Origin of the sequence: Mesorhizobium jarvisii (assembly GCF_003601985.1) — a bacterium.
Lineage (GTDB): Bacteria > Pseudomonadota > Alphaproteobacteria > Rhizobiales > Rhizobiaceae > Mesorhizobium > Mesorhizobium jarvisii.
The window spans coordinates 293013-316593 of the sequence record NZ_QZXA01000002.1; the positions used below are offsets into that span (position 1 = coordinate 293013).

The following is a 23581-nucleotide window of genomic DNA, read 5'->3' on the forward strand; positions in this document are numbered from 1 at the left end:
GGCCATGTCCCATGATCATGACCACGACAACGAGCTCGATCCGTTTGCCGCCCGCGTGCGGGCGCTGGAGACCATCCTGACCCGCAAGGGGCTGATCGATCCGGCTGCGATCGACGTTATCGTCGATACCTACGAGACCAAGATCGGCCCGCGCAACGGCGCCAGGGTGGTGGCAAAGGCCTGGAGCGATCCTGCCTATGCGGATTGGCTCAAGCGCGACGCGACGGCGGCGATCGAATCGCTGAGCTATACCGGCCGCCAGGGCGAGCACATGCAGGCGGTGTTCAACACAGAGGAGACGCACAACCTCGTCGTCTGCACGCTGTGCTCCTGCTATCCATGGTCGGTGCTCGGCCTGCCTCCGGTCTGGTACAAGGCGCCGCCCTACCGGTCGCGCGCGGTGATCGATCCGCGCGGCGTGCTCGAGGAATTCGGGCTGACGCTGCCGGCCGCCACCAGGATACGCGTCTGGGATTCGACGGCGGAACTGCGCTATCTCGTCGTGCCGATACGGCCGGCCGGCACCGAAGGCTGGAGCGAGGAGCGACTGGCCGAGCTGGTGAGCCGCGACGCCATGATCGGCACGGCGCTCGCCCAGGAACCGCAACAAACGAGGGAGCCGGCATGAACGGGCCGCAGGATCTCGGCGGACAGATGGGGTTCGGGCCGGTCGCGCCCGAAAAGGACGAGCCTTATTTCCACGCCGACTGGGAAAGGCGGGCGCTGGGTGTGACGCTGTGCGCCGGCGCCATGGGCGCCTGGAACATCGACGAGAGCCGGCACGCGCGGGAATCGCTGCATCCGGCCGACTATTATTCCTCCAGCTATTACCAGATCTGGATCAAGGCGCTGGAAACCCTGCTCAAGCGCCATGGTTTCGTCAGCGAACGCGATCTCGATGCGGGCGAAGCGATCGATGCGGCGGCGATCCCGAAACGGGTGCTGAAGGCGGAAAATGTGCCTGCCGTGCTGGCCAAGGGCGGTCCCTGCAACCGGCCGATGGCAGAGCCGGCGCGGTTCAAGGCCGGTGACGCCGTGCGGACGAAGAACTTCAACCCGACCGGCCACACAAGGCTGCCGCGCTACGCGCGCGACAAGCGGGGCAGGGTCGAGGCGGTGCGCGACGGCTTCGTCTTTCCCGACAGCAACGCGCATGGGCAAGGCGAAAACCCGCAATGGGTCTATACCGTGGTCTTGGACGGCACGGAGATCTGGGGCGAGGGGGCGGATCCGACCCTTGTTGTCTCGATCGATGCCTGGGAGAGCTATCTTGAGCCTGCCTGACGCGGTCGATACCGATTCTCCCGCCAGCCGCGATGCGCCGGTTTTTGCGGAGCCCTGGCAGGCCGAGGCGTTCGCCATGACGGTGGCGCTGCACGACAAGGGCCTGTTCTCCTGGAGCGAGTGGGCGGATGCGCTGTCGGCAGAGGTGAAGAAGCCAGGTGCGGCAGCCGACGGTCATGACTATTACGAGCATTGGCTGGCGGCACTGGAAGGCCTGCTTGCCTCAAAGGGGCTGGCTCACAAATCCGATGTCGATGCGCTGGCGCAGGCCTGGGAACGCGCCGCGCACGCCACGCCGCACGGCAAGCCGATCCTGCTGGAAAACGATCCGCATGCCGCGAGGTGATCACGGGCGGAACTGTGGTTGTTCCCTTTACGTTCCTGTTTGCGCCTGATAATCTGGGTGCGGGGAGTTAGCCGCTGTCTGTATCGATGGTGGCGCCTATCTTGTCTTTCCCTCGCGAATCCGGTCACACGATCAGATGGAATTCTCACCCCAACAGGACGAGGCGCTGCAAGCGGTCGCCCGCTGGCTGCAGGCCGGCAAGCCGCAGCTGTTCAGGCTGTTCGGCTATGCCGGCACCGGCAAGACGACGCTGGCGCGCTATTTCGCCGAACATGTCGACGGCCAGGTGCAGTTCGCCGCCTTCACCGGCAAGGCCGCCCAGGTTCTGCGCTCCAAGGGTGCGGTCAATGCCCGCACTATCCATTCGCTGATCTACAGGCCCAAGGGCGAGGAATCGGTAGAAGACGAGGTGACGGGCAAGACCTCGATGTCGCCGACCTTTTCGCTCAACCGGCAGAGCCCGATCTCGCGCGCGAAACTGGTCGTCATCGACGAATGTTCGATGGTCGACGAGCAGCTCGGCCGCGACCTGATGAGTTTCGGCACGCCGATCCTGGTGCTGGGCGATCCCGGCCAGCTGCCGCCGATCTCGGGCGGCGGCTTCTTCACCGATCACGAGCCCGACTTCCTGCTCACTGAAATCCACCGGCAGGCGCGCGACAATCCGATCCTGCGGCTGGCGCTCGACGTGCGCGAAGGCCGCGAATTCATGCGCGGCGACTATGGTACGGCGCAGGTGATCGGCAAGGAAGACGTCACCCAGGAACTGGTGCTGAAGGCGGACCAGGTGCTGGTCGGCACCAATCGCACGCGCCGCCGCTACAATCAGCGCCTGCGCGAGCTCAAGGGCTTCAACGCCGACTACCCCCAGGCCGGCGACAAGCTGGTTTGCCTGCGCAACGACCCGGCCAAGGGCCTGCTCAACGGTTCGCTGTGGAAGGTGATGACCTCGTCGCGCGAGACGGTGAAGCCGGGGATCAATCTTCTTGTGTCGCCGGAAGAGGACGATCCGGATCGCGGCGTCGCCAAGATCAAGCTGCTCAAGGCGGCGTTCGAGGATCCCGACGCCGATATCCCCTGGCAGCAGAAGAAGCGTTTTGATGATTTCGACTACGGCTATGCCTTGACCGTGCACAAGGCTCAGGGCTCGCAGTGGAACGAAATCGTGCTGTTCGACGAAAGCTGGGCCTTCAAGGAAACGCGCCAGCGCTGGCTTTACACCGCGATTACGCGGGCTGCCGAGCGATTGACTATTGTCCGATAGAGTTACGACGCCGGCTTCTCTCGCACGCCGACCTGCCGGACCCCAAGCCATTCCCAGGCCTCGGCTTCGTCGTCAGCGTCGAAATGGCGGAATTCGATGGGCGACGACGTGGGCAAGGCGTGTCGCGCGTCCGATGTCCAATCCGGCATGCCGATCGCCGCGCAGCGGCCTATATGTTCCAGTGCATGGACGGCGCCCTGCTTCAGGGTCTCGTCGGAGACGTCGGCCCAGTCGACGCCATCGTGATCGACGATTCGCACGGCCACATCGATCCGCTGATGCAGCGCGTAGGCCGCCTCCAGCAGGCCGAACAGGTTTTCCGCATCGGCCGCCGAGACATGACCGACCACGTCGATGGCGAACAGGTCGTCGCGATCAGTGTCGATGCGACGGATCGTCGGCACGGATTGCAGGAAATTCACGAGTGGGCCTCCTTGCGCAAGACAGCGTTGGTCTTCTGGAACACCGGAAACCTCTATCTGTTCCCATCAAAGGCGCTATAGATGCCCAGTCTCAAGCGCGCCGCGGCTGAACGGATAGCTGTGGCGCGTGCTAACCGCCTGATTTCACGGACACCAGACATGCCCGCAAAGCTTTCCGTCAATCTCAACGCCATCGCCATGCTGCGCAACCGGCGCGACCTGCCATGGCCCAGCGTCACCGGCATCGGCCGGCTTGCGCTTGCCGCCGGGGCGCATGGGCTGACCGTGCATCCTCGTCCCGATGAACGTCACACGCGGCATTCCGACCTGCCCGAGATCCGGGCGCTGATCGATGATGAGTTCCCGCAGGCGGAATTCAACATCGAAGGCTACCCGAGCGAGGATTTCCTGGCGCTTGTGGAAAAGCATCAGCCCGAGCAGGTGACGCTGGTTCCCGATGATCCGGCGCAGGCAACCTCCGACCATGGCTGGAACTTCGTTGCCGATGCGGCGTTGCTAATGCCGATCGTCAGGCGCCTGAAGAAGGGCGGCTTCAGGGTGTCGCTGTTTTCCGACGCCGATCCCGCCGCCATGACAGCCGCGCGAGACACTGGCGCCGACCGGATCGAGCTCTATACCGGCCCTTATGGCAGCTATCATTCCGACTCCGCAAAGGCCGCCAAAGAGCTGGAAAGATTGGGAAAAACCGCCGACGCAGCATTTGCTGCCGGCCTCCAGGTCAATGCCGGGCACGATCTGACAGTGGCCAATCTGCCGGCCCTGGCCAAGCGCATTCCGGCATTGGCCGAAGTGTCAATCGGACATGGGTTGACAGCCGACGCGTTGGAGTATGGCATGGCCGGTACGGTGGGTCGGTTTCTCAAAGCCTGCGGTTGGTAGGGGTAGAGTTTCGCCTTGCAGGTATGGCAGCCATAGCGTGCAACTGACATCGCATCGCAGCATGCGTGAAGCACCGCGCGCTCGTCGGGGAGTGGTCTATGGACCTTGCCAGTCGCGATAGCGAGGCCGAAACCGTCGAGCAATCGAGCCATTCCGGGGCCGAACAGCACAGCACCAAAGTTCTTATGCTGGGTGCGCTCGGCGTTGTCTATGGCGATATCGGCACCAGTCCGATCTACGCTTTCCGTGAGGCGCTTCACGCTTCGCCCGGTATCGATACGCGCGCTCAGGTGCTTGGTGTACTGTCGCTGATCGTCTGGGCGCTAACGATCATCGTGACGATAAAATATGTCGCCTTCGTACTTCGCGCCGACAATAAGGGCGAAGGCGGTACGTTATCGCTGATGTCGCTGGCGCGAACCGCCTATCCCAAAGGTGCGCGACTTATTCTGGCGATCGGCCTTTGCGGCGCGGCGTTGTTTTTCGGCGATTCGATCATAACGCCGGCCATCTCCGTGCTGTCGGCGGTCGAAGGCCTCAGAGTGGTGACGCCGACACTGGACGCCTACGTCGTGCCAATCACGCTGATCATCCTGGCCATCCTGTTCTCGGTGCAGCGCTTCGGCACGGGAAAGGTGGCGGCGGTGTTCGGGCCGGTGACCGCACTGTGGTTCCTGGCTATCGGCGTAGCAGGGCTCTATCACCTGATGGACGATCCATCGATCCTGCTGGCCATCAATCCCTATTACGCGGTCGCCTATCTCGCCAGCACACCCACGGCCGCCTTTGTCACTGTCGGCGCGGCGTTCCTGGCGGTGACCGGGGCCGAGGCACTTTATGTCGATCTCGGCCATTTTGGACGCAAGCCTATCGTGTTGGCGTGGTTTTCCGTGGTTTTCCCATGCCTGCTGCTCAACTATTTCGGGCAAGGTGCTTTTGTGCTGGCCAATGGCGGGAGGCCAACCAATCCATTCTTCCAGATGCTGCCTGACTGGGCACTGATGCCGATGGTGGGGCTGGCGACGGCCGCAACCGTCATCGCTAGCCAGGCAGTCATATCAGGTGCTTTTTCGCTGACCCGCCAGGCGGTCCAGCTCAACCTTCTGCCACGCATAGAAGTGCAGCATACGTCCGAAATGCAACTCGGCCAGATCTACATGCCCCGCGTCAATCTGCTCATCTCCCTGGGGGTGATGCTGCTGGTCGTCGGTTTCGGCAGTTCGAGTTCGCTGGCTTCCGCCTACGGCATCTCGGTAACCGGCGAAATGCTGATGACGACGATCCTTTTGTTCGTCGTCATGCGCAAGCTGTGGAAATGGAGGCTGGCGGTCGCGCTGCCGCTGACATTGCTGTTCGGCATCATTGACAGCGGCTTTTTCCTGGCAAACATCGTAAAGATATTCGAAGGCGGCTGGGTATCGATCACGGTTGCCTGCCTGATGGGGCTGATCATGTGGACCTGGATACGCGGCACGCGCTATCTGTTCGACAAGACCCGCCGCAACGAGATCCCGCTCGATTTTCTTGCCGCCAATCTGCTGAAGAAGAAGCCGCACCTGGTGCCAGGCACGGCTGTGTTCCTGACCAGCGATCCCTTGAGTGCACCGACAGCGCTGATGCACAGCCTGAAGCACTACAAGGTGCTGCATGAGCAGAACGTCATCCTTTCGGTGGTGACGGCGCCACAGCCGGTGGTATCAGACAGCGACCGGGTCAAGATGGAGACGGTCAACGAGCTCTTCATGCGCGTGACGCTGACCTTCGGCTACATGGAGCAGCCCAACATTCCGCGCGCGCTGGCGATCTGCCGCAAGCGGGGCTGGAAGTTCGACATCATGACGACATCGTTCTTCCTGTCGCGGCGTTCGCTCAAGGCCTCGCCCAATTCCGGCATGCCGGTGTGGCAGGACAGGCTGTTCATCGGCCTGGCCCGCACGGCGGCCGATGCAACCGAATATTTTCAGATCCCGACCGGACGTGTCGTGGAAATCGGCACGCAAGTCGCTATTTAAAGGCTGATACGGCAGCTTTTATGGGCGCCAGCCATGCCCCGTGGCCGCGAATTCAGCCCGCGACCATTGGATTATAGGCCATTTCCCAAGGAGCCTAGCGTTGCCAACATGGGAGCCATCACGCTACGGCACTTGATATTGCATTGCAGCAAGCGTAGAGCACCGCGCGCTTATCGGAGTGTCGTCCATGGCCCTTGCCAACACTGGTAGTGAGGCAGAACCCGTCGAACAGTCGAGCCATCCGGAAATCGAACAGCATAGCACCAAGGTGCTGATGCTGGGCGCGCTGGGCGTTGTCTACGGCGATATCGGCACCAGCCCGATCTATGCCTTTCGCGAGGCGCTGGTGGCGTCGTCTCACGGCACCGTCGCCGATCGCGGAGATATTCTTGGTGTCCTGTCGCTGATTATCTGGTCGCTGACGATCATCGTCACCATCAAATACATCATGTTCGTGCTGCGGGCCGACAACCGCGGCGAAGGCGGCGTACTGTCGCTGATGGCGCTGGCGCGCGGCAGTTTCCCCAAGCGCTCGGCGGTGATCCTCGGCATCGGCATTGTCGGCGCCTCGCTGTTTTTCGGCGATGCGGTCATCACGCCGGCGATTTCCGTGCTGTCGGCGGTCGAAGGCATGAATGTCGTCACCCCCACCTTCCAGCCCTATGTCGTGCCGCTGACACTTGTGATTCTCGCCGTGGTGTTCGCGGTGCAACGTTTCGGCACGGGCGGGGTGGGATTGGTCTTCGGACCGGTGACCGCCGTATGGTTTCTGGCGATCGGTCTTTCGGGCCTCAAGCACATCATCGCCGATCCGGAAATTCTGTGGGCGATCAGCCCGCACTACATCGTCGCCTTCCTGATCCATTCGCCCGACGTTGCCTTCGTCACCATCGGCGCCATCTTCCTGGCTGTCACCGGCGCCGAGGCGCTTTATGCCGATCTCGGCCATTTCGGACGCAAGCCCATCGTGCTTGCCTGGCTGTCGATCGTGTTTCCCTGCCTTCTGCTGAACTATGCCGGGCAGGGCGCCTTCGTGCTGGCCAAGAATGGCGTCGTCGGTCATCCGTTCTTCGAGATGAACGAGGGCTGGGCCCTGATCCCGATGGTGGTGCTGGCGACCGCGGCGACGGTCATCGCCAGCCAGGCGGTGATATCAGGCGCCTTCTCGCTGACCAGGCAAGCGGTGCAGCTCAACATGCTGCCGCGCCTCGAAATCCTGCACACCTCGGAAAAACAGTCCGGCCAGATCTACATGCCGCGTGTCAACCTTCTGCTGGCATTGGTGGTGATGATGCTGGTGGTCGGCTTCGGCGAGTCCAGCAAGCTCGCCTCCGCCTATGGCATCTCGGTGACCGGCAACATGCTGGTGACGACGGTGCTGCTCTATGTCGTCATGACCCGCATCTGGAAATGGCGGCTCTGGGTTGCGATCAGCTTGTCGGTGCTGTTTGCCTTCATCGATATCGGTTTCTTCGCCTCCAACATCGTCAAGGTGTTCGAAGGCGGCTGGGCGTCACTGCTGGTGGCCTTCACAATCGTGCTGGGTATGTGGACCTGGGTGCGCGGCAGCCGCTATCTGTTCGACAAGACCCGCCGCAACGAGATCCCGCTCGATTTCCTCGCCGGCAATCTGTTGAAGAAGAAGCCGCAACTGGTATCCGGCACCGCGGTGTTCCTGACCAGCGATCCCTTGAGTGCACCGACAGCGCTGATGCACAGCCTCAAGCACTACAAGGTGCTGCATGAGCAGAACGTCATCCTTTCGGTGGTGACGGCACCGCAGCCGGTGGTGCCTGACAGCGACCGGGTCAAGATGGAGACGGTCAACGAGCTCTTCATGCGCGTGACGCTGACCTTCGGCTACATGGAGCAGCCCAACATTCCGCGCGCGCTGGCGATCTGCCGCAAGCAGGGCTGGAAGTTCGACATCATGACGACGTCGTTCTTCCTGTCGCGGCGCTCGCTCAAGGCTTCGCCCAATTCCGGCATGCCGGTGTGGCAGGACCGACTGTTCATCGGCCTGGCACGCACGGCGGCCGACGCGACCGAATATTTCCAGATCCCGACCGGGCGTGTGGTGGAGATCGGCACGCAGGTGGCGATCTGAAAAGCTCGATCGCCTTACCTTGAAGCGGTGCGGAGGCGGGCATGAGCGGCGAATTGGTGCTTGTCACCGGCGGATCTGGCTTCCTCGGCGCGCACTGTGTCCTTGCCTTGCTGAACGCGGGCTACCGCGTGCGCACCACGGTGCGCTCCGCCAAGCGTGAAGCCGATGTTCTGGCCATGCTCAAGGCCGGTGGCATCGCGCCGGGCGACCGGCTGTCCTTTGCCATGGCCGACCTCATGAGCGACGCCGGCTGGCCACAAGCGGTCGCCGGCTGTGACTATGTGCTGCACGTCGCCTCGCCATTTCCGCCCGGCATGCCGAAGCACGAGGATGATCTGATCATCCCGGCTCGTGAAGGCGCGCTGCGGGTGCTGCGGGCGGCGCGCGACGCTGGCGTCAAACGCGTCGTGCTGACCTCGTCCTTCGCGGCCATCGGCTACGGCAAGATGCCGCCCGACGGCAGGCCGTTCACCGAGGAAAGCTGGACCGATCCGACGGCCAAGGTCAGCGCCTATGTGAAGTCGAAGACGCTTGCCGAGCGCGCGGCCTGGGATTTCGTCGCCACCGAGGGCGGCAGGCTGGAATTGGCGGTCGTCAACCCGGTGGGTATTTTCGGGCCGGTGCTCGGCTCCGAACATTCGACCTCCACCGAATTCGTCCAGCGCATGATGAACGGCGCCATGCCGGGGCTGCCGCGTCTGTCCTTCGGCGTGGTCGACGCACGCGACGTGGCGGACCTGCATGTGCGCGCCATGACCAATCCGGCTGCCAAAGGCGAGCGCTTCCTGGCGGTATCGGGTGATTTCATGACCGTGCGGGAAATCGCGCAGACCTTGAAGACGCGGCTCGGCGACGCGGCGGCGCGCGTCACGACGCGTGAGCTTCCCGATTGGCTGGTGCGGATCGTGGGGCTGTTCAATCCCGAAGCCGCGCAGCTGGTGACGGAGCTTGGCAAGGTCAAGAATGCCACCAACGCCAAGGCGGTGCGTGTGCTCGGCTGGGCGCCGCGCTCGCGCGAAGACGCGCTGGCCGCCACCGGCGAGAGCCTGGTCCGGCTCGGACTGCTCAAGAAGTAGCGCGGCGGCAGGGAGACCTCCCGCCGCTCCAGCTTTCCTGGGATTGCTCTGGTTTCAACCAGCCAGTGCGGCCTTATTGGCTTCGAGGAACTGCTTCAGCGTCCGCGGCTTCCTGCCGGAAAGCGTTTCGACCGCGTCCGTCACCATGGCGATGCGGCCGGACCGCGTGTTGGCATCGAAGGAAACGATGACGCGAGCAAACTCCTCGGGAACGCCGGCCGCCTTCACGCCTTCGGTCAGGGCCTCGTCGGGCAGCTGGATGACGTCCAACGGCTTACCGGTGACTTCGCTCACCAGGGCGGCGATTTCGGCTGTCGTATAGGCCCGCGGGCCTGTTAGCGTATAGGTCTTGCTGTCGGTCGAACCGGAGGCGAGACCCGCGGCTATTGCCGCGGCCATGTCGTCGCGTGCACCATGGGCGATGCGGCCGTCGCCCGCGGACGTATACCACTGTCCCGAGGCAATGGCGTTCGGCAGGGCCATGAACAGGTTCTCCTGGTACCAGCCGTTGCGGAAGATCGTATAGGCGATACCGCTGGCCTTGATCGCCTGCTCAGTGCCGTAGTGGTCGCCGGCAAATAGCACTGGCGAAACCGGCTCCGGATTGGGCATCGAGGTGTAGAGCAGATGTGAAACGCCTGCTTTCTTCGCAGCGGCTACCGCCGCCTCATGCTGCTTCAGACGCCTGCCGGTTTTGAGATCGAGATCGCTGGTCGAAATGATCAGCACCCTGTCGGCGCCCTTGAATGCGTTTTCCAGCGAGGTCGCGTCGTTGAAGTCGGCGGCTCTGACAACGACGCCACGCGCTGCCAGATCGGCGACGCTTTCCGGGTTGCGGGTGGTGGCGATGATCTTTGCCGGCGGAACTTTGTGCGTGTCCAGGAGATAGCGGATGACGCTGCGGCCAAGCTGGCCGGCAGCACCGGTGACGAGAAGTGTTTCGGTCATTGGGAGGTCCTGTCGTTGCGCCAAGCGGCGAGTGCGTACATCGGTCTCAAAATGAGACCAGCACTAAAATAGGAATTGACCCGATGCCGTAAAGAAGGCAGTTTTTCGGGAGGTAGGCACACGCAGGGAACCAGCCATGGACAGCCGGATCGTCAATCTGAGATCCAAACTCGACGTCTACAAAGGCATGACCGGCGGTGGAAATCTTGCCGATTGTCCGGTCCGCGAGGTCATCCAGGGGCTCAACGGCAAATGGAGCTCGCTGCTGATGGCGGCGCTCGCCGAGCAGCCCTATCGCTTTGGCGAATTGCGGCGGCTGGTGCCCGACATCTCGCAGCGCATGCTGACCCAGACGCTCCACGATCTGCAGCGTGACGGCTATGTGCATCGTAAAGTGTTCCCGACCAAGCCGCCCAGCGTCGAATACAGCCTCACCGACCTCGGACGCTCGATGTTCGGCGCCCTGCATCATCTGATCCAGTGGGCCGAACTCAACCACGATGCGGTGCGTCAGGCGCGTGCCGGTTTCGACGCGACGCAGGCTTGAGCAGCGCGACTTGATTTCATCAGGCGGCTGAAGGATTGTCCCGGCCAGTTCGGCTTGGGGGCATCGGTATTTCCTACGACATCGCAATTGCAGGCGCCGGTCCGGCGGGGCTGGCCGCGGCGCTCTATCTCAAGCGGGCAGGGCACAGGGTCACCATCTTCGAGCGCTTCGAGGAGCCGAAGCCGGTCGGTTCCGGGCTGATCCTGCAGCCGACCGGCCTGACCGTTCTGGCCGATCTCGGCTTGCTCGACGACATACTGGCGCTCGGCGCCCGCATCGACCGGCTGCATGGCGCCGATGCCTCGACCGGGCGCACCGTGCTCGACGTCCGCTACGACGCCCAGCGCGGCGGCCGGTTCGGCCTGGCGGTGCACCGGGCGGCGCTGTTCGGCGTGCTTTTTCGCGCCGCCCGGCGCGAGGCCATCGCCATCGAGACCGGCGTCGAGATCGAGACGGTGGAAGCCGGCGAACGGGCGACGCTGATCCAGGGCAATGGGGCAAAGGCAGGGCCGTTCGATCTGGTGGTCGACGCCAGCGGTTCGCGCTCGAAACTGCGGCAGAGCGTGGCCAATGCAGGCGCGCCACGGTCACTCACCTATGGCGCGTTCTGGGCGTCGCTTGGCTGGCGCGGCGAAGGCTTTGACGAACACGCGCTGTCGCAGCGCTATGACAAGGCCAGCGTGATGATCGGGGTGCTGCCGATCGGCCGGCCGGAGCCGGGCGCAGAGAAGATGGCGGCCTTCTTCTGGAGCCTGAAGCCCGATGATGCCGACGCAGTGCGCGCTGCCGGCATCGACGCCTGGAAGGAGAGGGTCATGCGGCTGTGGCCACAAAGCGAAGCGTTCACCAGCCAGATCGACAGTTTCGACCAGCTGTCGCTGGCCCGCTACGGCCACCACACGATGAAGATGCCGGTTGCGCGGAGACTTGCCGTCATCGGCGATGCAGCGCACTCGACCAGCCCGCAGCTTGGGCAAGGGGCCAATATGGCGCTGCTCGACGCAGCGGCGCTCAGCCATGCGCTGGCGCGCACGCAGAGTGTCGAGGCGGCACTCGAAGCCTATGCCAAGGCGCGGCGCTGGCACGTGCGTGTCTTCCAGGCGCTGTCGCTGGCATTCACGCCATTCTACCAATCGGATTCGGTGGCACTGCCCTTCATCCGCGACAGGCTGGTGGCGACCGTCGCGAAAATTCCGCCGGCGCCGCAGTTTCTGGCCTCGATGGTCGCCGGCACGGTGATCGACCCGTTCAGGCGGGCAGGATTGACGGAAACGCGATGGGATGTCGGACGAAATCTAGGTCATGATAGGACCGCTTCATAGAGTTTTTCGCCCCGGCAGGTTCGCATGCACACCATGTTCAGAACACGAGAATCGCAACATCTGATGCGCGTTGTTGCATCTGTCCTGGTGATGCTGGCGGCGGCGTTTCTCTCACCGCAGGCGCAAGCCCAGACGCCGGACCAAGCCAGCCAGCAGGGGGCGGCTGGCACTGAAGAGGCGCTGAAGGCCCGCATTGACGCGGCCTACAAACTGATGATGGACACAGGACGCTTCGATGAAGGCTATGCGCAATTGCGGGCCACGCTGCTCGATGCCGCCAGAAGCGACCTCTACGACTTCACCGTGGAGAGCTACTCGAATGCCGGCGCGACGTTCCTCAACAACCAGATTCTCGACTATGCCGAAGAGATTTTTGCCGAAGGGCTGAAAACCAGGGCGATGCAGCAGGATGTCGCCAAGCGCGCCGACTTTTATCTCAACTACGCGATGTTGAAGCAGGCCGAGAAGGACTATCAGGGCTTCGTTTCCATGTGCGCGACAGCCACCAATCTATACGCCCATTACCACGGCAAGGAATCCCAGGAACTCCTGTTTGCCAACGATGTGTTGGCGACCGGGGTCGCCGCATTCGGTCAAATCGCGTCGGCCATCAATATCGAGCAGCGCAATCTGAAGTTGGCTGCGCAGGTAGCCGGTACCGATGATCGTTTCATCTGGAAGCTGCAGAACAATCTGGCCGACATGCTGCGCCAGATGGGGGCTCCAACACGCGCCTTGCAATACGATCTGGCCGTGCTGGAGAAGCGGATCGGCTACTACGGCTCAGATCACTTCAACGTTTTGGTCACCGCCAACAACACGGCGCAGGACTATCTGGACCTTGGCAAATACGACGAGGCCTTGCGCTATTTCCAGCAGGATCGGGACATTGCCGTCGTTCTCAAGCAGGAAGGCAATCTGGTCGAACAGGCGGATGCCTGGCTGCTCTATACCAGGGCACTCTCTGGTGCGCAGCCGCTCGATCAGCCGACAATGGCAAGGCTGCAACAACTGACCACCGACCCGAACTATCCCGAAATACTGGCAATCAAGATCGCCAACCTGCTCGCCGCGCATTTCATCGCAGTGGGCGACACGGAAAACGGCATGAGCCAGCTTGAGCGAGCCCAAAGCATCGCCGAAGCGACGTACGGGGTGGTGCACCCGCTTACCTTTGCCGCGCGGCAGGCCATGGCCAATCTCAGGGCGAAGACGAGCCCGGAGAAGGCGGCTGCCGATTTCGCGACTCTCGACGAGGACATGCTGCGTTGGAATTGGTTCCAGGTAAGCACTGCCGGCAACCCAATCGTGGCCGAGGCCAGCCGCGCCCTGGCCGACGACATGCTGTACGACTATGCGCGCCTCGCTAAAGGCAATGCATCGGTGGTGCCGGCCTTTGCCGAAGCCGTGCGTCGCTGGCCGACGCTTGAAAATGAGAAACGCGATCTGTTGCGCAGACTGTCCCGCTTGATCGATCCGAACGATACGGAGACACGGTATTTGATCCAGACCGGGATTCGGCTGTCCTTGGCTTATCAGGAGTCGTCCTCCAGCGGTGACAGTTCCGACGATCCAGGGGCGGTGCAGCCGGGACAGGTTCAGGCGGCATACGAAAAGGCCACGGCCAGAGTCATAGCCAAATACAGTTTCAGCCAGAGCGTGGTGGACAAGCCGCTGCCGTCGGCCGGCGCCCTGCTGAAGCCAAACGAGGCGCTGATCGACTACTTCATTACCCGCAAGTGGCGGGCGGATCGTGAGAGTGCCGATCCGCTGGAAGACGAGCGCCTCTATGCGATCGTCACCCGCAAGGATCGGCAGCCGTCTCTCTATGATCTCGGCGATCCACGCCGGCTCATCCCGGCCGCTCGCGAAACACGCATGGCGAACCTGAGGTCGACGCGTTCCGCGCAGGAACGGGGCGCGGTGACCTTGATCGATCTGAGCGCCACATTCACCGGGCTTTATGCCGGTCTGATCGCGCCGTTAGAGCCGTCGCTTGGTGGCGCCGATACGCTTTTCGTGGTGCCGGACGGAAAACTGTTTTCGGTGCCATTCCCCTTGCTGCAGGACGGCAGGGGCGCGTCGCTCGATGACCGTTTCGTCGTGCGCATGCTGACGCGGCCGGAATCGCTGTTGAATGCCGGCGTCGATCAGAGTTTTCCCAAGACGGGCAGAGCCTTGCTGGCCGGCGGGTTGGACCATGCGCGAGGTTCGGAAAAAGGGGCGGAGCCGCTGCCCGGCACCCGCAAGGAGGTCGACGCGATCGCCTCGATCCTGAGCGGTGATCACTATTCGGTCGAAATGCTCACCGGGACGGCGGCCAGCGAGCGGATGCTGCGCAAGGATATGGAGCAGGCGACGATTGCGCATCTGGCCACCCATGGCGCCTACCGTGATGAGAAAGAGGGCGGCGTGGGCGCCGTGAATGCGCTTTGGCAGAGCCAGGTCGTGCTGTCGCAGTCGGGAGACCGGCAGTCGATGAAACGTGATGACGATGACGGTCGGCTCTATGGCATGGAATTGATGAGCTGGGATTTGTCAGGCCTCGACCTGCTTGTCCTGTCCGCCTGTGAGACGGCTCGCGGCCAGGAGACATTCGTCGGCGGTTTGCGCGGCCTGCCGACGGCAATCGGCATTGCCGGCGCAAAACGCTCGCTGTTGACGCTGTGGCCTGTGGACGACGCCGGAACCGCTGCCTTCATGGTTGGGTTCTACGGCCATCTTGCCGCCGGACAAACCTATCCGGAAGCGCTGCGCCAGACCCGCCGCGATGCCCGCGACCGCAAAATATCAGGCGCCCAGGATCCGCGGGTCTGGGCCGCCTTTGTCATGTTCGAGAACTGAGGCCGCTCGAAGCGCATACTTGCTCACGATCCGTGCGTTCAAGCCGATCGTGCCAACGCAAATGGTCCGGCTTGATCGTTTCGGCGGATGAGGCTCGACAGAAAGGATCCCTTTGCTTGCAGAAAAGCATGCAGACGCTGCGGATAATCCGGCGCTACGGCGTGCTTGATCGACGGACGATCATTCAACGCCTTCCGCCAGGCCTGGACGTGCGGCTTGCCGTCCAGGATGCCGAAATCGCCGATCCGGTCGAAAGCGTCGAGATATCTGAAGACAGGCCCGTACACCGCATCGACCAGCGAAAAGCGGTGGCCGGCGAACCATGGCGCGCTCCGCAAGGCATCGTCCGCCAGTTCGGCCTCAAGGCGGTCAAACATTCCCGACAGCGCGCGGGACTCGGCAAGGAAACCGGCCTCGGTCGGTGCTGAATAGAGCCGGCCGATGGCGTTGAGCACGGCCGAGCCGTATTCGATCCAGGCACGGTGCCGGGCACGGGCGTAGGGGTCGGCCGGGTGGAGGGGATTGGCCTGTGTCTCCTCGAGGAATTCGAGGATGACCGCGGATTCGAAGATTGTCGTTTCGTCGCCATTTCGCTGGACGCGCAACAGCGGCACCTTGCCGAGTGGCGAGATCGCCTTGAACCAGTCCGGCTTGTCGGCGAGGTCGATGTCGACGCGCTCGAACGGCACGCCCTTCTCGGTCAACGAGATCGCCGCACGCTGGACATAGGGGCAGAGAGGGTGGCTGACGAGAATGAGCTTGTCGGTCATTTCACTCTCCCCAGACATAGTTCAACGCGCCGTTTTCGACGCGTGTCGACAGGAACATCAGACGGGAATTCTTCGGTGCCGGACCGTCGATGCGTTCGCCCGACATCATGTCGAATGCGGCGCCGTGCCATTGACAGACCAGCCTGCCATCCTTGCAGTTCAACGGCCCGCCGAAATGCAGACAGGCATTGGCGGCGGCACGGATGCGTTCGCCGCTGCGCCAGACATGGACCTCGCGGCCGAAGAATGGGGCGATCAGGCTGCCTGTCTCGGGGACGTCGGCGATCTTGCAGATCTCGTGTTTCATGGGTTTGCCTTTCGATGTTGATGCAGTTGCATTTATATAGATGCACATGCATTTATCGTCAAGCTTGATGCATTTGCATCTATCGTCTAGGGTGGGCCATGACCGAGAAAGCCACGCCTTCGCCGGAAGCCATCACCGCCTGGGCCCGCCTGATGCGCGTTTCGCGTCAGCTGGTGGAGAATGCCGAGGACGCGTTGAAGGAGAGCGGCTTGCCGCCGCTCGCTTGGTACGACGTGCTGCACGAGCTCGCCGAGGCGGGCGAGGGCGGCCTGAGGCCTTTTCAATTGATCGAGCGCACTTTGTTTGCGCAGTACAACATCTCGCGGCTGCTGGCCCGGCTAGAGGCCGACGGTCTGGTCGAGAAGCTGCCGGTGGCCGATGATGGTCGCGGCCAGACCATCCGCATCACGGCCAAGGGGCGCGAGACGCGCCGGCGGATGTGGGCCGTCTATGGACGATCAATCGCCGACCTGGTTGGCGGCAAACTTTCAGCGGATGAGCTGAAGATGATGTCGGCGCTGCTTGGCCGGCTGCGTGATCCGGCTGTCCTCGACTGATCTTGGCCGCTGTGCCGCGACGCCTCAATGACAGCGCTGGCGCTCGCGGCCGTCGATCTTTTTCCGCGCCGCCCCCTTGCGCGCCGGGCCGGATTGCGCAATATGCCGAACCGTAACGTACGGTACGGCTTGCCGGGATAATCGGTTTGCCTGTCCGCGAGGGAAGAGCGTGTTGCACATCGTGCCTGACATCGACACCAGCGAGACGCTGACGGAGCGGCAGAAGGCCGTTCTGGATGCGGCGTTGCGGCTGTTGGTCGAGGAGGGCGATCAGCTGACCATGACCGCCGTGGCCAGGCGGGCCAGCTGCTCCAAGGAAACACTCTACAAATGGTTCGGCGACCGCGACGGGCTGTTGACGGCAACCGTGCAGTGGCAGGCCTCCAAGGTGCGTGTGGCGCCCGTCGACGCCAAGGGGCTCGACCTTGCCTCGCTGACGGCAAGCCTTGAGCGTTTCGCTTCCGACTGGCTGAAGGTGATTTCCAGCGATACTTCGATCGCGCTCAACCGGGTGGCGGTCGGGCATGCCGGCTCGGGTAAGGACGACCTCGGCGCCGTCGTGCTGGAGAATGGCCGCTTCGCGCTGGCCCGGCGGCTGAAGCCGGTGCTGGAGGCCGGGCGCCATGCCGGGCTTCTGGATTTCGCGGATGCCGAGACGGCGTTCCGCACCTTTTTCGGGCTGGTCGCCCGCGACGTGCAGATCCGTCTGCTGCTCGGCGACCGGCTGGAATTGACTGAGGCGACGATCGGCGGCGATGCCGTACGGGCGACGCAGCAGTTTCTCGCTCTTTTCGGAGCAAAAACCGGGCCGCAGGGCCTCTGATCTTAGAAACGGGAAGGAAGTAAAAAATGCGCGTCTATTACGATCGTGATGCCGATCTCAACCTGATCAAGGGCAAGAAGGTCGCCATCATCGGCTATGGCAGCCAGGGCAGGGCGCATGCGCTCAACCTCAAGGATTCCGGCGCCAAGGAAATCGCCATCGGCCTCAAGGCCGGCTCGGCGACCGCCAAGAAGGTCGAGGCCGACGGGCTCAAGGTGATGAGCGTGGCGGACGCCGCCAAATGGGCCGACCTGATGATGATGGCGACGCCCGACGAGCTGCAGGCCGACATCTACAAGAACGAGATCGCGCCGAACATCCGCGACGGTGCGGCGATCGCCTTCGCGCACGGCCTCAACGTGCATTTCGGCCTGATCGAGCCGAAGTCGACCGTCGACGTCGTCATGATCGCGCCGAAGGGCCCGGGCCACACGGTGCGCGGCGAATACCAGAAGGGCGGCGGCGTGCCGTGCCTGGTCGCCGTCAACCAGGATGCCTCAGGCAATGCGCTCGACTTGGCGCTGTCCTACGCCTGCGGCGTCGGCGGCGGCCGTTCGGGCATCATCGAGACCAATTTCCGCGAGGAATGCGAGACCGATCTGTTCGGCGAGCAGGTCGTGCTGTGCGGCGGCCTGGTCGAACTGATCCGTGCCGGCTTCGAGACGCTGGTGGAAGCCGGCTACGCACCGGAAATGGCCTATTTCGAGTGCCTGCACGAGGTCAAGCTGATCGTCGACCTGATCTATGAGGGCGGCATCGCCAACATGAACTACTCGATCTCGAACACCGCCGAGTGGGGCGAGTATGTCTCGGGTCCGCGCATCATCACCGCCGAGACCAAGGCCGAGATGAAGCGCGTGCTGAAGGACATCCAGACCGGCAAGTTTACTTCGGAATGGATGCAGGAATACCGCGCCGGCCTGTCGCGCTTCAAGGGCATCCGCCGCATGAACGACAGCCACCAGATCGAGGAAGTCGGCGCCAAGCTGCGCGCGATGATGCCGTGGATTTCGAAGAACAAGCTGGTCGACAAGGCCAAGAACTGATCGAAATCTGTTCTTCTTGATCAAAACAAAAAAACGGCGCCCTAGGGCGCCGTTTTCATTTCCGCGTGGCGCGCTACAGCTCAGCTGTAAGGCGACCAGCATTGCTGGCGCGGGCCGCCATAGGGCTGGAACGTGTTGTCCCAGGCACGATACGACCGGTAGCGGTTGTAGCACCACCGGACATGGGCATTCGAAAGCCGCCCGGCGCGGTAGTAGCGGCGCGGTGCCGGCGCATAGTAATCGTAGTTGTTGTACATGCTGCCGAGGCCGAGCCCCAGGCCAAGGCCAAGGATCGCGGCACCCGCACCGTCATCATAGTAGCGGCGATGGTGATGGCGGCGCCAACGCCAGTCATCGCCGCCGTTCCAGTTTCCACGGTTCCAGTTTCCGCCATCCCAGTTGTTGCGGTTCCATTGCCGGCCACCGTTCCAGTGGCCTGACCGGCGCCATCTCCAGTCGTTGTTGAAAACCGGGCTATTGTTATTGCCACCAGCCCAGCTGTCGCGCACCGGCGTGACCGCCGGTGCTGTCGTGCTTGTGGGAAGCGCCAGATCCGGTTGCATGATCGGTCCGGCGGCCGATGGCGCCGTGATGCCGGAGACAATGCCGAGCGCAATCAGCCCGGATTTGATGGTGGATGAAAAGAGCGAGTTCATAACACTCTCCAAGAACTGAAGGCCCCACGCCTACCCTGGAATGGGTCCACTGTGGATCTTTGCGTCTGAACGGCGGATGAACGGAAAGGTTCCGTCAACCATGGCGCGAATGCCGTCAGGTCCAAACGATCTTGGCTTGTGGTCCTGCGATCTTGTGTTCCGGCGCTCTTGCAGGCAAAGGTCAGGGCATGTCGCTGCGCCTTGCCACCTTCAATGTCGAGAACCTGATGAACAGGTTCGATTTTTCCGGCTATCGCAACCAGCTCAACGAGGATCGGACGCTGGCGCTGTTCGACATCCAGAGCGAAGCCGAATACAAGATACTGGAGCAGGCTCGCGCCATCGCGCAGTCCGACGACACGCGCCAGCTGACGGCGCTGGCGATCGCCGCCACCCGCGCCGACATCATCTGCATGCAGGAGGTCGACAATATCGAGGCGCTGAAGGCCTTCGAATACGGCTATCTGTTCAAGATGGTGGGGCAGGGCTATCGGCAGAAATACACCACCTCAGGCAACGACTCGCGCGGCATCGATGTCGCCGTGATGATGCGCAACGAGACCGCGCAGGGACAGCCGATCGAATTCGTGCGCATGACCAGCCATGCCTACGTCACCTACGAGCAGTTCGGGCTGCACACGCCTGAACTGGCGGCCCTCGGCAGCGAGGCCAATGAACGCATCTTCCGGCGCGACTGCCTGGAAGTCGACATCACCGTGGGTGGCGTGCCGCTGACGCTCTATCTCGTGCATTTCAAGTCGATGGGCTCGCCACGCAACGGGCTCGACGGACGCGAGGCGACGATGCCTGTGCGTATCGCCGAGGCGAAAGCCGTGCGCCGGATTATCGAGGAACGCTTCGGTGCGGATCATGCCGCCGACAAGCGCTGGGCGATCTGTGGCGACATGAACGATTACCGCCAGCGCGTGAAGATCGCCGGCGACGACCTCGACGGCTACCGTTTCGAGGTGGTCGACGAGGCGCAGTCCTGCATCGACGTGCTGACCGCCGGCGGCTTCTGCGAGAACGTCATCGAGCGTCGGCCGGAAATGGACCGCTGGACCTTCTATCACACGCGCGGACCCGAAGAGCGGCATCTCTGCCAGCTCGACTATATCCTGCTGTCCAGGGGGGTGGCGGCGAAGAACGCCACCGCCGTTCCCGACATCATCCGCAATGGCCAGCCCTGGCGCACGATCTTTCCGGCTGGCCAGGAAGTCGAGCGCTTTCCGCGCGCCGGCTGGGACCGGCCGAAAGCGTCGGACCATTGCCCGGTGGCGATCACGCTGGACATGGTTGGATAAGAATGATGGGGGCTCGATAGGCGGTATTGGGGCTTAGACGCATGAGTTTCGATCTTCCGCGCAATGTCATCCTGCCCGTCGATGCCGTCGACGTCCGGCTCGATCCCGGCCCGCATCCCTTCGCCAGGGACAATGCCGAGGCGATCGCCGAGAACTGGCAGCGCGAGATAGCAGCCAATCCGGCGCTGTTCGACGGCACGGTGGTGCTGCTGTCGCAGCTTGCCTGGCGTGACAACAGCCTGATCGGCCGCTGCCATGCGGTCAACTACTCCACCTTCATGCTCTGGCGGAAGCAGCGCGAGAATTCCGGAGCCGAGCATGCCTATGCCCATGCCATGCTGGTGGCCGGCGACAATGCGCTGGTGGCGATCCGCATGGGACGTCACACGGTCAATGCCGGCCGCGTCTATTTCGCCGCCGGTTCGTTCGAGCCGGTCGATTTCCGCGATGGGCTGGTCGATGTCGACTTCAACATGATCCGCGAGGTGCGCGAAGAGACCGGCCTCGACCTGTCGGCTGCTGAACGCGGCGAGCGCTACCACGCCTTGTCGACGAACAGCGGCACGGTGATCTTCCGCCGTTATCACGAGCCGGCGCCGGCTGATGAGATCGCGCGGCGAATCTCAGCCTTCGTCGATAGCGAAACCGATCCGGAGATCGAAGGGCCGGTGGTCATACGCCATGCCGGCGACCTGCCGGACGGGCTGACATCGTATATGAAGCCGCTGATCGAGTGGCACTTTTCCGGCGTGGATTAAGGGCGCGCCTTCTCCTGCGCCGCCTTGCGGTCGTTGCGGGCCGCGACGAGAAACAAGATTAAGCCGATGCCCAGCAACCCACCCATGGCCATTCCCATGGTCTGGCCGACGACTGCCTGGAAATCCGACGTGACGCGATCGGGATTGGCCATGCCGAAGCGGGCGAGATACCACCAGATGCCTGCCAGGGCGGCCTCGATGATCACCATCGTCACGATCAGTCGTGTCTTCTTGCTCATGTGTCGTTCCTCAACCTGAGATGTCTTAGCATCGTCGACCAGAGGGCGACAGTGCTGCCGGTGCAGGCAAGCATCCAAGGTTGGGAATAGCCGTCGCTCGTGATGGAGCCGGCCCGGCTTTCTACTCGTGCCGCAGCGCGTCGATCGGATCGAGGCGCGCGCCACGCAGCGCCGGGAAGAAGCCGAACACCATGCCGATCAGTGCCGAGAAACCGACGGCCAGCAGGATGACCGCCGGGCTTGGCGCGAAGGGGATGGTCAGCGTCGCCGAGGCGAGGCCGGCGAGCCCCAGGCCGATCAGGATGCCGATGATGCCGCCGAGCAGCGACAGCACGGTCGCCTCGACGAGGAACTGGATCAGGATGTGCTTTTCATGCGCGCCGATGGCGAGCCTGATGCCGATCTCGCGCGTGCGCTCGGTGACCGAGACCAGCATGATGTTCATGATGCCGATGCCGCCGACCAGAAGGCTGACGCCGGCGACCGCGCCCAGCATGCCGGTCATGGTGGTGGTGGCGCTGGCCATGGCGTCGGCGATCTGGGTCATGTCGCGGATGCCGAAATCGCTTTCGCGATCCGGCGTGATGCGCCTGATATCGCGCAAAATGTCCTCGACGCGCGGCTGCAACTCGCTGGTCGGGGTGCGGTCGTCGGCGGCGATGTAGATGTTGTCGATGTCGCGATTGCCGGCGATGCGGCGCTGATAGGCGTGCAGCGGCATCAGGACGACGTTGTCCTGGTCTTGGCCGAAGCCGGTGTAGCCCTTGGGTTCGAGCAGCCCGATGATCTTGCAGGAGGTGCGGTTGACGCGGATGATCTCGCCTTCGGGATCGCCGGCGCCGAAGAATTGCTGGCGCACCGTCTCGCCGATCAGGCACACGCCGGTGCCCGAGCGGGTTTCGGAATCGCTGAACGGCCGGCCGGACACCAGTTTCCAGTCGCGCGCATCGAGATAGGCGCTGTCGGTGCCGGTGACGCCTGAGGTCAGGCTTTCAGTGCCGAAGATGACGCGCACCTGTTTTTGCGAGGCCGGCGAGATGGCGCGCGCGCCGGTGAGATGCGCAACCAGCGCCGCGAGGTCCTTCTCGGCCAGCGGCCGCACCACCTGGTCGAGCCCGCCCGGGCCGCCGGGGCCTGCCGGGCGTCCGGCACGAACGACCAGAAGATTGCTGCCGAGCTTGGAGATGTCGGCCTTGACCTTCTGCGTCGTGCCGGAGCCGATGGTCAGCATGGCAATGACGGCGGCGACGCCGATGACGATGCCGAGCAGCGTGAGGAACGAGCGCAGCACGTTGCGGCGGATCGAGCGAAGCGAGAGGCGGACGGTTTCCCAGATCATGGTTATGCCGTCTCCAGATTCGCGGTGTCGGAGACGACGTGGCCGTCGAGGAAGCGGATGGTGCGTTCGGCATAGTCGGCGACATCGGCCTCATGAGTGACCATGGTGACGGTCAGGCCGAGCTCCTTATTGAGCTTTGTCAGCAGCTCCATGATCTCGTGCGTGCGTGCGGTGTCGAGATTGCCGGTCGGCTCGTCGGCGACGAGCAGCGTCGGCCGGGTGACGATGGCTCGCGCGATGGCCACGCGCTGCTGCTGGCCGCCGGAAAGTTCGGCCGGCGTGTGATGCTCGCGGCCGACCAGGCCGACCTGGGCGAGCGCCTGCATGGCAAGGTCGCGGCGCTCGCGGCTGGCCACGCCGCGATAGATCAGCGGCAGTTCGACATTTTCGGCCGCCGTGGTGCGCGCCAGGAGATTGTAGCCCTGGAAGACGAAGCCGACATAAAGGTTGCGCAGCATGGCGCGGCGGTTGCGGTCGAGCCGGCCGGCATCGACGCCCATGAAGGAGTAGGTTCCGGCCGTCGGCGTGTCGAGGCAGCCGATGATGTTCATCGCCGTCGATTTGCCCGAGCCGGAAGGGCCCATGATGGCGACGAATTCGCCGCGCCGGATGGCGAAGTCGACGCCGGCCAGCGCGTGAACCCGGGCTTCGCCCTGGCCATAGCTCTTCCAGACCTTGTCGAAGGTGATGAGGGGCGCGCCCGCGGCCAC

General features: G+C 63.2%; 24 protein-coding genes. 16 read left to right on the forward strand and 8 right to left on the reverse strand.

What is annotated here, in order from left to right:
- The first annotated feature begins 4 nt into the window (after positions 1–4).
- The 4 genes from nthA to D3242_RS05205 all read left to right on the forward strand — a co-directional run bounded on the left by nthA (position 5) and on the right by D3242_RS05205 (position 2894).
- A complete protein-coding gene (gene nthA, locus D3242_RS05190; RefSeq protein WP_064983888.1) occupies positions 5–628 on the forward strand; it encodes a nitrile hydratase subunit alpha in 624 nt (207 codons plus the stop codon).
- Positions 625–1284, forward strand: a complete 660-nt coding sequence (nthB, locus tag D3242_RS05195) for a nitrile hydratase subunit beta (RefSeq protein ID WP_064983890.1) — start codon at positions 625–627, stop codon at positions 1282–1284. Before nthA ends, nthB begins: the two co-directional genes overlap by 4 nt.
- The gene (locus tag D3242_RS05200; RefSeq protein WP_394811811.1) at positions 1253–1630 is read left to right on the forward strand and encodes a nitrile hydratase accessory protein; all 378 of its coding nucleotides are present in this window, start codon (positions 1253–1255) and stop codon (positions 1628–1630) included. Before nthB ends, D3242_RS05200 begins: the two co-directional genes overlap by 32 nt.
- A 136-nt stretch (positions 1631–1766) precedes the next feature.
- Positions 1767–2894 carry an ATP-dependent DNA helicase gene (locus D3242_RS05205; RefSeq protein WP_010910153.1) on the forward strand — a complete coding sequence of 376 codons (1128 nt, stop codon included), beginning with the start codon at positions 1767–1769 and terminating at the stop codon, positions 2892–2894.
- Positions 2895–2896: 2 nt separating this feature from the next.
- Here D3242_RS05205 and D3242_RS05210 read toward each other — a convergent pair whose 3' ends face one another.
- Positions 2897–3316: a SpoIIAA family protein gene (locus D3242_RS05210; protein ID WP_064983893.1), complete on the reverse strand. Its 420-nt coding sequence runs from the start codon at positions 3314–3316 to the stop codon at positions 2897–2899.
- Positions 3317–3475: 159 nt separating this feature from the next.
- Between D3242_RS05210 and D3242_RS05215 the strand changes: the two genes are divergently transcribed.
- From D3242_RS05215 to D3242_RS05230, 4 genes are all read left to right on the forward strand, one after another.
- Positions 3476–4216 carry a pyridoxine 5'-phosphate synthase gene (locus D3242_RS05215; protein WP_064983895.1) on the forward strand — a complete coding sequence of 247 codons (741 nt, stop codon included), beginning with the start codon at positions 3476–3478 and terminating at the stop codon, positions 4214–4216.
- Positions 4217–4314: 98 nt separating this feature from the next.
- Complete coding sequence (locus D3242_RS05220; RefSeq protein ID WP_064983897.1) at positions 4315–6228, forward strand: potassium transporter Kup; 1914 nt, start codon at positions 4315–4317, stop codon at positions 6226–6228.
- Positions 6229–6415: 187 nt separating this feature from the next.
- The gene (locus tag D3242_RS05225) at positions 6416–8335 is read left to right on the forward strand and encodes a potassium transporter Kup (RefSeq protein ID WP_064984304.1); all 1920 of its coding nucleotides are present in this window, start codon (positions 6416–6418) and stop codon (positions 8333–8335) included.
- A 41-nt stretch (positions 8336–8376) separates the two neighbouring features.
- Entirely contained in the window at positions 8377–9411 is a 1035-nt protein-coding gene (locus tag D3242_RS05230; protein ID WP_064983899.1) for an SDR family oxidoreductase, read from the forward strand.
- Between the two features lie 54 nt (positions 9412–9465).
- On the opposite strand, the gene D3242_RS05235 is transcribed toward D3242_RS05230, so the two are convergent.
- Positions 9466–10359 (reverse strand): SDR family oxidoreductase, encoded by an 894-nt coding sequence (locus D3242_RS05235; RefSeq protein ID WP_064983900.1) that lies wholly within the window; start codon positions 10357–10359, stop codon positions 9466–9468.
- Positions 10360–10495: 136 nt separating this feature from the next.
- On the opposite strand from D3242_RS05235, the gene D3242_RS05240 reads away from it, so the two are divergent.
- The 3 genes from D3242_RS05240 (at position 10496) to D3242_RS05250 (ending at position 15072) form a co-directional block, all read left to right on the forward strand.
- On the forward strand, positions 10496–10906 hold the full coding sequence (locus tag D3242_RS05240; RefSeq protein WP_064983902.1) for a winged helix-turn-helix transcriptional regulator: 411 nt from the start codon (positions 10496–10498) through the stop codon (positions 10904–10906).
- 35 nt (positions 10907–10941) lie between these two features.
- Entirely contained in the window at positions 10942–12228 is a 1287-nt protein-coding gene (locus D3242_RS05245; RefSeq protein WP_064983904.1) for an FAD-dependent oxidoreductase, read from the forward strand.
- A 63-nt stretch (positions 12229–12291) separates the two neighbouring features.
- Entirely contained in the window at positions 12292–15072 is a 2781-nt protein-coding gene (locus tag D3242_RS05250; RefSeq protein ID WP_064983906.1) for a CHAT domain-containing protein, read from the forward strand.
- A 38-nt stretch (positions 15073–15110) separates the two neighbouring features.
- On the opposite strand, the gene D3242_RS05255 is transcribed toward D3242_RS05250, so the two are convergent.
- Positions 15111–15842 carry a glutathione S-transferase family protein gene (locus D3242_RS05255; protein ID WP_064983908.1) on the reverse strand — a complete coding sequence of 244 codons (732 nt, stop codon included), beginning with the start codon at positions 15840–15842 and terminating at the stop codon, positions 15111–15113.
- Between the two features lies 1 nt (position 15843).
- Positions 15844–16149, reverse strand: a complete 306-nt coding sequence (locus tag D3242_RS05260; protein WP_019858974.1) for a Rieske (2Fe-2S) protein — start codon at positions 16147–16149, stop codon at positions 15844–15846.
- Positions 16150–16247: 98 nt separating this feature from the next.
- Here D3242_RS05260 and D3242_RS05265 point away from each other — a divergent pair, with 98 nt between their 5' ends.
- From D3242_RS05265 to ilvC, 3 genes are all read left to right on the forward strand, one after another.
- Positions 16248–16706, forward strand: a complete 459-nt coding sequence (locus tag D3242_RS05265; protein WP_019858973.1) for a MarR family winged helix-turn-helix transcriptional regulator — start codon at positions 16248–16250, stop codon at positions 16704–16706.
- A gap of 169 nt (positions 16707–16875) precedes the next feature.
- Positions 16876–17529, forward strand: a complete 654-nt coding sequence (locus D3242_RS05270; RefSeq protein WP_064983910.1) for a TetR/AcrR family transcriptional regulator — start codon at positions 16876–16878, stop codon at positions 17527–17529.
- A gap of 26 nt (positions 17530–17555) precedes the next feature.
- Entirely contained in the window at positions 17556–18575 is a 1020-nt protein-coding gene (ilvC, locus tag D3242_RS05275; protein ID WP_010910140.1) for a ketol-acid reductoisomerase, read from the forward strand.
- Positions 18576–18655: 80 nt separating this feature from the next.
- On the opposite strand, the gene D3242_RS05280 is transcribed toward ilvC, so the two are convergent.
- Positions 18656–19231, reverse strand: coding sequence for a BA14K family protein (locus D3242_RS05280; protein WP_064983913.1), 576 nt, complete (start codon positions 19229–19231; stop codon positions 18656–18658).
- Positions 19232–19419: 188 nt separating this feature from the next.
- Here D3242_RS05280 and D3242_RS05285 point away from each other — a divergent pair, with 188 nt between their 5' ends.
- Together D3242_RS05285 and D3242_RS05290 are read left to right on the forward strand one after the other, a co-directional pair.
- Positions 19420–20535, forward strand: a complete 1116-nt coding sequence (locus D3242_RS05285) for an endonuclease/exonuclease/phosphatase family protein (protein ID WP_064983917.1) — start codon at positions 19420–19422, stop codon at positions 20533–20535.
- 41 nt (positions 20536–20576) lie between these two features.
- Positions 20577–21293: a hypothetical protein gene (locus D3242_RS05290; protein ID WP_064983919.1), complete on the forward strand. Its 717-nt coding sequence runs from the start codon at positions 20577–20579 to the stop codon at positions 21291–21293.
- On the opposite strand, the gene D3242_RS05295 is transcribed toward D3242_RS05290, so the two are convergent.
- From D3242_RS05295 to D3242_RS05305, 3 genes are all read right to left on the reverse strand, one after another.
- Positions 21290–21532, reverse strand: a complete 243-nt coding sequence (locus D3242_RS05295; RefSeq protein WP_019858967.1) for a hypothetical protein — start codon at positions 21530–21532, stop codon at positions 21290–21292. The genes D3242_RS05290 and D3242_RS05295 overlap by 4 nt on opposite strands.
- A gap of 121 nt (positions 21533–21653) precedes the next feature.
- Positions 21654–22871, reverse strand: a complete 1218-nt coding sequence (locus D3242_RS05300) for an ABC transporter permease (RefSeq protein WP_019858966.1) — start codon at positions 22869–22871, stop codon at positions 21654–21656.
- A gap of 2 nt (positions 22872–22873) precedes the next feature.
- Positions 22874–23581: an ABC transporter ATP-binding protein gene (locus D3242_RS05305; RefSeq protein ID WP_064983921.1), complete on the reverse strand. Its 708-nt coding sequence runs from the start codon at positions 23579–23581 to the stop codon at positions 22874–22876.